Below are 8,084 nucleotides of genomic sequence, written 5' to 3' on the forward strand. Positions count from 1 at the left end.
TGCCGCCCGCCCATCCTTGCGGTGGGCCTTGCATTGCGCCTCCCATCCTGCCCCGCCCCCGTTCGGCTCCCCGTCCGGCCTCGCCGCCCTTGCCCCCGCATCCGTGGGTGGCTATAAGGACCGGGCGCGTCGCCGCATCCGTGCGGCGCCGCGCCCCTTGCGCCTTTCGGCGTCCACCCTCCGCACGCAGGCCCGCCATGTCCGACACCGGCAAGCTCACCCACGCCATCGTGGAATTCTACGAAAAGCTCTCCTCGTGGGAGCACGACGTGGTGCGCGAGCAGGGGCTTACCCTGCCGCAGACGCACACGCTGGAAATATTGGGCATTCACGGCGCGCTGCCCATGAAGGAACTGGCCGCGCGCATGGGGGTGACCACCGGCACCCTTACCGTGCTGGTGGACCGGCTGGAGGACAAGCAGCTTGTGGTGCGCCGCCCGCACGAGCACGACCGGCGGTCCATCCTCGTGGCCCTGACCCAGCGCGGCCAGACGCAGTACGAGGAACACGACCGGCTGCACCGCCGCCTGACCGACGACCTGACCGCCGACCTGACAACCGAGCAGAAGACGGCCCTGCTGCACTGCCTGGAAACCATGAACGCCTCTTTCTAGGCCTGCCGCCGGACACCGCATGACTGTCATCGAACTGCTGGCCCTTGCCGTGGCCCTTGCCATGGACGCCTTTGCCGTTTCCGTCGCCACCGGGGTGCAGTTGCGCTGCGTCTCGCCGCGCCAGACCTTTCGCCTGTCGTTCCATTTCGGCCTGTTCCAGGCGCTGATGCCCGTGGCCGGGTGGGCGCTGGGCCTTACCGTGCGCGACTACATAGAGGCCTGGGACCACTGGCTGGCCTTTGGCCTGCTGGTCTTCATCGGCGTGCGCATGATGCGCGAGGCCCTGGCGGGCGACGACGAGGATGCCGACTGCAAGTGCGATCCCACGCGCGGCATGACCCTGCTGGTGCTGTCCGTGGCCACCAGCATCGACGCTCTGGCCGTGGGCCTTTCGCTGTCCATCCTCGGGCTTTCCATCTGGACGCCCGCCGTGGTCATCGGCGTGGTGTGCGCGGGCTTTACCGCCGGGGGGTTGCACCTGGGCCGGGTGCTGGCCAACGCCAGCCGTATGGGCCACCGTGCGGCCCTGGTGGGCGGCGGCGTGCTCATCGCCATCGGGGTGCGCATCCTGCATGACCACGGGGTGTTCGGATAGCGGCAGCCACTGCCTTCGGCACCGCCCGGCCTGCCTGTCTGCCCAATCCACCTGATCCTCCCGGGTCTCCCGATCCGGCCAGTCCGTCCGATCCGTCTGCCCCCCTTGCCCCCCCTCGGCCCCTGCACCCCCGGCCCCTGCACCCGCCGCCCTTGCCGCGCCCCCGTCCCGGCAAGCCGCCTTCCGCGCTTGTGCCTTTTCTCCCGAATGGATATAGAATGCCATGAACCGGGCTTTCCGGCGGCCATCGCGCACCGCAGCCCGGCCCTGCACGTCCGCCGGAAGGCGGCATGCACTCCCTGTGACCGCAGCGCACAACCACGGGACCATACTCACGCGGCCCTTGTACACGCGGCCCGCATCCATCGCGGCAAGGACCGAGGCGCCGCGCCCCGGACGGCTGGCCTGCGACGGGCCGCAGCGCCCACCCCGCTCCAGCGTCATGTCCCGAACGCCGCACGTCCACCGCAACCCCAACCCCGGAGGCATCGCCATGGGCGAACGCGAACACACCTATTACCGTACCCTCTACGACCTGGTCCGCGTCATCAACTCCAGCCTTGAACCCACCACCGTGCTCGACACCATCGCCAAGCAGGTGGCCGGGGCGCTGAACGCCAAGGCCTGCACCCTGCGGCTCATCGACCGGCGCGGCACCACCCTGCTGGCCAGCGCGGCGTGGGGGCTGAGCAAGGGCTACCTGCGCAAGGGGCCCATCGAAATCGCCAAGAGCGGCCTTGACCGCGAGGTGCTGGCGGGCAACGTGGTGCACATCCAGGACGTGGCCACAGACCCGCGCTTCCAGTACCCGGAAGCCGCCCAAGCCGAAGGACTGGTGTCCATCCTGGTGCTGCCCCTGCTGGTGGACGGCAAGGCCATCGGGTCGCTGCGCGTCTATTCCGCAGTTGCCCGCAACTTCACCGAGGAAGAAGTGGAATTCGCCGGGGCCATCGCCAATCTCAGCGCCATCGCCATCGAGAACGCGCGCTTGCATCAGGCGCTGAAGACCGACTACGAGTTGCTCACCGCATACAACAACACCATCCACGAACTGTAGGAGAACCCCCGATGACCAAACTCCGCATTGCCATCAACGGGTTCGGGCGGATAGGCCGTCAGGTGTTCAAGGCCATCCTGGACCGATACCCCGACACCATGGAAGTGGTGGCCGTCAACGACCTGTACGACGTGGCCACCAACGTGCATCTGTTGCAGTTCGACACCTGCTACGGTCGCCTGAAGGTGGACGCCGAAGTGAAGGACGGCAATATCCACGTGGGCGACTGGGTGGTGCGCAACTATGCCGAGCGCGACCCCAAGGTGCTGCCCTGGCGCGACCTGGGCGTGGACATCGTCATCGAATCCACGGGCATTTTCCGCACCGGTCCGCAGTGCAGGGCGCACATCGACGCCGGGGCCAGGAAGGTGATCATCACCGCGCCCGCCAAGGAAGAAGACCTGACCATCGTGCTTGGCGTCAACGACGCGGACTACGACCCGGAAAAACACCATGTCGTGTCCAACGCCTCGTGCACCACCAACTGCCTTGCGCCGGTCACCCTGGCGCTGCACAAGGCCTTCGGCATCGTCAAGGGCGTGCTGACCACGGTGCACTCGTACACCAACGACCAGCGCATCCTGGACCTGCCCCACAAGGACCTGCGCCGTGCCCGGGCCGCCGCGCAGAACATCATCCCCACCTCCACCGGGGCGGCAAAGGCCGTGGCCAAGGTCATTCCCGAGATGAAGGGCAAGTTCGACGGCATCAGCCTGCGCGTGCCCACGGCCACGGTGTCCATCGTGGACTTCGTGGCCGAGCTTGAAAAGCCCACCACCACCGACGAACTGCGCGCCACCCTGAAGGCCGCCGCCGAAGGGCCGCTGAAGGGCATCATGGCGTATTGCGAAAAGCCGCTGGTGTCGTCCGACTTCATTGCCGACCCGCATTCCAGCATCGTGGACGCCGAGTTCACCACCGTGATGAACGGCGACATGGCCAAGGTGCTGGCATGGTACGACAACGAGTGGGGCTATTCCTGCCGCGTGGCGGATCTGGCGGCCCTGATGGCGAAAAAGGGGTTGTAAACACGCGCCGTCTTTTCGCAAGATCAAACAGCGTCCCCCCGGAGCAAAACTCCGGGGGGACGCTCAGTTTATTTCTTCCTATTCGGGTACGGATCGTTGGGCGCATCGCCCTGACCACTCAAGCATTTCCAACATTTTTTCGTATGGACACCTGGGCCATTGCAAGGAGGAAGCGACGAAACGCCTTGGACACGGCAATGACCTTGCCGCAATCGCGGCACTCATACTTTCCCGGCGAAACATCACTTCCATAAGAAATGCTATCTTTCTGCGCCATTAGAATCCCTCCATAAAATGTAATGAAGTCATTGCCATCCAAACAGCACAACGGCATATGTATACGCAATAATATTTATATTGTCGCAAATAAACCAGCCCACACGATCCGTTTGCCCACCCCAGCTCGATATGCCTTTCTTCCTTATACTCCGCGCCGGTCTTTCCGGCGCGGATGGCTGGTGCGGACAGGATGTGCGAAATTACGATTTTTGCTCGCCGGACAAGGCGAATCGGCGTTTTTGAGCGCAACGTACTCTTGTACGTGAGCATCAAAAACGCCGATTCAACGCCGTCCGGCGACAAAAGGCGGCAGCCGTTAGGTGAGCGCAACGCGCGAACCTTACGGATGGCGACCGCAGCGCGCGGATTTCGACAGCAGCGTGACCGCGATACCTTGCAGGCCGCCTACCGCCGCCGGAACGCCGCCAGATATTCCTGATTGCCCTTGGGGCCGGTAATGGCAGAGGGCACCACGCCCTCCAGGTCCAGCCCCAGCGCATCGCGGCAGTACGCCACCACCTTGTCCACGGCAGCCTGCCGAAGGACCGGGTCGCGCACCACGCCCTTCTCGGTCTGCCCCGGCCCCACCTCGAACTGCGGCTTCACCAGCGCCACCACCCGCCCGCCCGGCTTCAGCCATTGCAGGCACGGCGCCAGCACCAGCGTCAGCGAGATGAACGACACATCCGCCACCACCAGGTCCACCGGCTCGGGAATCAGCTCCGGCGGCGCGGTGCGCAGGTTGGTGTGCTCGTGCGAGACAACCCGCGCGTCGGCCCGCAGCCGCTCGTGCAGCTGGTTGTGCCCCACGTCCACGGAATATACCCGTGCCGCCCCGTGCTGGAGCAGGCAATCGGTGAAGCCCCCGGTTGACGCCCCGGCGTCCAGACAGACGAAGCCGGTCACGTCCAGCCCGAAATACTCGATGGCGGTCAGCAGCTTGTATGCCCCGCGCGAGACGAAACGCTCGCGCCCGAACAGTTCGAAGCGCGTCGTCACCGGGTACTTGTGCCCCGGCTTGTCCACCTTCACGGCCCGTTCGGGCGTCTTCGCCAGATCCGGCACGCCCGCGTCGCCATCCCCGTCCTCGTCGCCGTCGCCCTCCGGCAGCACCACCACCTGCCCGGCCATGATCAGCCGCTTGGCCTGCTCGCGGCTTTCGGCCAGCCCGGCCTCGAACACCAGTTGATCGGCGCGTTCCTTCTTCGGAGGGCGCGCGGGGCGGGGGCGCGGGGCCACGGAGGCTTCACCGGAAGCGCCGGAAACAGCCTCGTCCATTCCGGGCGCAGTCGCCCCGGCGTTTTCCGCCAGCGTGGCGGGTTCATCCTTGCGAACATCAACGGGACGGGACATGCGGTACTCGCCATGCGCGGCATGGCCACGCGGAAAAAGAGGAAAAGAAAACCAGCGGCTGCCCGGGCAAAAAAACTTCTGTGCACGTTGCCACGGCCCTGACCGGCGCAACCTTGACAGCGGCACGCACCCGGCATACCTGTTGCCTGCGCCTGCCCGCCCTGCCCCGATGCTCGGGGCGCGGCGATGGGCAGACTACACGAGGCCCGGACGGCCCGCAACGCCGTCACATCGGAGGCCTTGCCAAAACGGGGAGATGGGCGTATCAACTTGCGTTCCGATTTTCCCCACGAGGAGTCCAAGATGAAAGACAACATCCATCCCACCACGTTCAAGGCCAAGATGACCTGCGCGTGCGGTTACGAAGCCGAAGCCCTTTCCACCAAGGGCGAAGTCGTGAACGTGGAAATCTGCTCGCAGTGCCACCCGTTCTACACCGGCAAACAGCGCTTCGTTGACACCGCCGGTCGCATCGACCGCTTCCGCAAGAAGTACGCCAAGTTCGGCGAAGGCAAGTAGCCTGCCTTCCTCGGGCGGTGCGCACACGCGCGCCGACGTCGATTTTTCCTCCCCGGAGGGGTTCGCCCTCCGGGGAGAAATCTTCATTGCCATCAGCCGCAAGGGGTACAGCATGGGCGCAATGGGCAGGACACGGGCCACCGGCGTGACCGGTGCGCTCCGCGCGGCGTTTTCGCATTTTGGCCGCGCCTGTCGCGTATTGCCCACGGCGCTGTCCCTCGCGGCGGACACGCCCTGCACCATCGGCGGCCAGGCCGTCATGGAAGGCGTGATGATGCGCAACGGCGAGCGTCTGGCCCTTGCGGTGCGCCTGCCCGACGGCGAAATACTGGCCGAAAGTCGCCCGTGGTACACCCTGTCGTCCGCTGACTGGCTGAAACGCCCCTTCGTGCGCGGCTTCCCCACCCTGGTGGAAACCCTGGTCAACGGCATCAAGGCCCTGAACCGCTCGGCCGAACACGCCGCCCAGGGTGAGTCCGGCGAGGAACTGAAGCCGTGGCACCTGGCCGTGACCCTAGCAGTGTCGGTGGCCCTGGCCCTTGGCCTGTTCGTGGTGCTGCCGCACATGTTCTCGCTGGGCATGAAGTGGCTGGGCCTTGGCGGCGACGTGGAAGGGCTGTCGTTCCACGCCTGGGACGGCCTGTTCAAGTTCGCCATCTTCATCGGGTACATCCTGTCCATCTCGTTTTTGCCGGACATCCGCCGGGTGTTCCAGTACCACGGGGCGGAGCACAAGGTGATCCGGGCCTTCGAGGCGCGCGGCGACGTGACGCCCGAAACCGCCGCCATCCACAGCCGCCTGCACCCGCGCTGCGGCACCACCTTTCTGCTGTTCGTGCTGTCCATCTCCATCATCCTGCACGCGGTGCTGGTGCCGTTGCTGCTGCTGGTATGGACGCCCGACGGCGCGGTGACCAAGCACGCCGGAACGGTGCTGTTCAAATTTCTGCTGATGGTTCCCATCAGCGCACTTGCCTACGAGGCCATCCGCTACGCCGCCCGCCTTGGCGACGGCCTGCTGGGCGCGGCGCTGCGCGCCCCCGGCATGCTGCTGCAGATGCTGACCACCCATGAACCCGACCGAGACCAGCTCGAGGTCGCCATAGTGGCCCTGCGCGAGGCCCTGGGAGACGCCGCCCCGGCAACGGTGCGCGCGCCCGCCTACCGCCATCAGGCCCCCGCAACGGAGTAACGGATGTTCGCCAAGCTCGAGAACCTGGAACGCCGCTTCGAAGACCTGGAGCAGCAGCTTGCCTCGTCCGAGGTCTTCAACGACCAGGACCGCTACCGCAAGCTGACCAAGGCCCACGCAGACCTCAAGGAAGTGGTGGACGTGTTCCGCCGCTACAAGGAACTGCGCCAGAACCTTGCCGACAACAAGGAACTGCTGAACGACGGGGATCCGGAAATCCGGTCCATGGCGCAGGAAGAAGCCAAATCGCTTGAGGCGGCCATTCCCGAAATCGAGCAGGAACTGCAACTGCTGCTGCTGCCCAAGGACCCGCTGGACGAAAAGAACACCATCGTGGAAATCCGCGCGGGCACCGGCGGCGAAGAAGCCGCCCTGTTCGCGGCGGACCTGTTCCGCATGTATTCCCGCTACGCCGAAATCCGTGGCTGGAAGGTGGAAATCCTGAGCGCCAACGAATCGGACACCGGCGGGTACAAGGAAATCATTGCCCTCATAGTCGGTGACAAGGTGTACAGCCGCCTGAAGTTCGAATCGGGCACCCACCGCGTGCAGCGCGTGCCCGCCACCGAATCGCAGGGCCGCATTCACACTTCCGCCGCCACCGTGGCAATTTTGCCAGAGGCCGAGGAAGTGGACGTGGAAATCCGCCCGGACGACATCCGCATCGACGTGTTCCGCGCCTCGGGCGCGGGCGGCCAGCACGTCAACAAGACCGAATCGGCGGTGCGCATCACCCACATTCCTTCCGGCATCGTGGTATCCTGCCAGGACGAGAAGTCGCAGCACAAGAACAAGGCGAAAGCCATGAAGGTGCTGGCGTCGCGCCTGCTGCAGGCCGAACAGGACCGCCAGCACAACGAGATGGCCGCCGACCGCCGCTCGCAGGTGGGTTCCGGCGACCGTTCCGAACGCATCCGCACCTACAACTTCCCGCAGGGCCGGGTGACCGACCACCGCATCAACCTCACCCTGTACTCGCTGGACAGGGTGATGGAAGGCGAGGCGCAGACCCTGTTCGACGCCCTGTCCACCCATGCCCAGACAGAAGCACTGAAGGCGCAGGCCGACGTGCAGTAGGCTGCGGACATCGCGTCAGCGGCACGAAAAGAATGAATGAGATGACGGCCCGTCGCGCAAGCGGCGGGCCGCTTCGCGTTGCCGGTCGCCGTTTCGCGCTTCCTTCCCTGATTCGAAGGGCCTTGCTTGCAGACGGCCAGCCTGACTATTCGTTTCGAGCCGTAGAGCACCGCCGCGCTGTCTTCTCGCGGCTCCTCCCCCACCCGCCGCTTGCGGCGCGCCCCCGGCTGCGCTACTGCTCGGCCCCATGAGCGACCACAGCCCCACGACATTTCCCGACATTGCCGGACAGGACACGGCTGCCGCCCGCGCCGCCCTCATCCCGTTGTCCGCTGCCGCGCCGCAGGGCCTGCGCGCGGTGGTCCGCGCC

At 65.7% G+C, this 8,084-nt stretch carries 9 protein-coding genes; 7 read left to right on the forward strand and 2 right to left on the reverse strand.

Translation table 11 applies throughout. The annotated features are described in order from the left end of the window. Positions 1–197: 197 nt before the first annotated feature. The 4 genes from FVW20_RS02420 to gap all read left to right on the forward strand — a co-directional run bounded on the left by FVW20_RS02420 (position 198) and on the right by gap (position 3,294). A complete protein-coding gene (locus tag FVW20_RS02420) occupies positions 198–614 on the forward strand; it encodes a MarR family winged helix-turn-helix transcriptional regulator (protein WP_167126483.1) in 417 nt (138 codons plus the stop codon). A 19-nt stretch (positions 615–633) separates the two neighbouring features. After that, complete coding sequence (locus tag FVW20_RS02425; protein WP_196608143.1) at positions 634–1,209, forward strand: manganese efflux pump MntP; 576 nt, start codon at positions 634–636, stop codon at positions 1,207–1,209. A gap of 493 nt (positions 1,210–1,702) precedes the next feature. Continuing rightward, positions 1,703–2,266 (forward strand): GAF domain-containing protein, encoded by a 564-nt coding sequence (locus FVW20_RS02430; RefSeq protein ID WP_196608144.1) that lies wholly within the window; start codon positions 1,703–1,705, stop codon positions 2,264–2,266. Between the two features lie 11 nt (positions 2,267–2,277). Beyond that, positions 2,278–3,294 carry a type I glyceraldehyde-3-phosphate dehydrogenase gene (gene gap, locus FVW20_RS02435; protein ID WP_190244783.1) on the forward strand — a complete coding sequence of 339 codons (1,017 nt, stop codon included), beginning with the start codon at positions 2,278–2,280 and terminating at the stop codon, positions 3,292–3,294. A gap of 118 nt (positions 3,295–3,412) precedes the next feature. On the opposite strand, the gene FVW20_RS02440 is transcribed toward gap, so the two are convergent. Beyond that, a complete protein-coding gene (locus FVW20_RS02440) occupies positions 3,413–3,571 on the reverse strand; it encodes a hypothetical protein (protein ID WP_196608145.1) in 159 nt (52 codons plus the stop codon). A 407-nt stretch (positions 3,572–3,978) separates the two neighbouring features. Continuing rightward, on the reverse strand, positions 3,979–4,812 hold the full coding sequence (locus tag FVW20_RS02445) for a TlyA family RNA methyltransferase (protein ID WP_167122578.1): 834 nt from the start codon (positions 4,810–4,812) through the stop codon (positions 3,979–3,981). Between the two features lie 417 nt (positions 4,813–5,229). On the opposite strand from FVW20_RS02445, the gene rpmE reads away from it, so the two are divergent. The 3 genes from rpmE (at position 5,230) to prfA (ending at position 7,714) form a co-directional block, all read left to right on the forward strand. Continuing rightward, a complete protein-coding gene (gene rpmE / locus FVW20_RS02450) occupies positions 5,230–5,445 on the forward strand; it encodes a 50S ribosomal protein L31 (protein WP_167122574.1) in 216 nt (71 codons plus the stop codon). A gap of 259 nt (positions 5,446–5,704) precedes the next feature. Then, positions 5,705–6,637: a DUF1385 domain-containing protein gene (locus FVW20_RS02455; RefSeq protein WP_196608147.1), complete on the forward strand. Its 933-nt coding sequence runs from the start codon at positions 5,705–5,707 to the stop codon at positions 6,635–6,637. Between the two features lie 3 nt (positions 6,638–6,640). Next, a complete protein-coding gene (prfA, locus tag FVW20_RS02460) occupies positions 6,641–7,714 on the forward strand; it encodes a peptide chain release factor 1 (RefSeq protein WP_196608146.1) in 1,074 nt (357 codons plus the stop codon). Positions 7,715–8,084: the final 370 nt, after the last annotated feature.

Source organism: Nitratidesulfovibrio oxamicus, from assembly GCF_015731765.1.
Classification (GTDB): domain Bacteria; phylum Desulfobacterota; class Desulfovibrionia; order Desulfovibrionales; family Desulfovibrionaceae; genus Cupidesulfovibrio; species Cupidesulfovibrio oxamicus.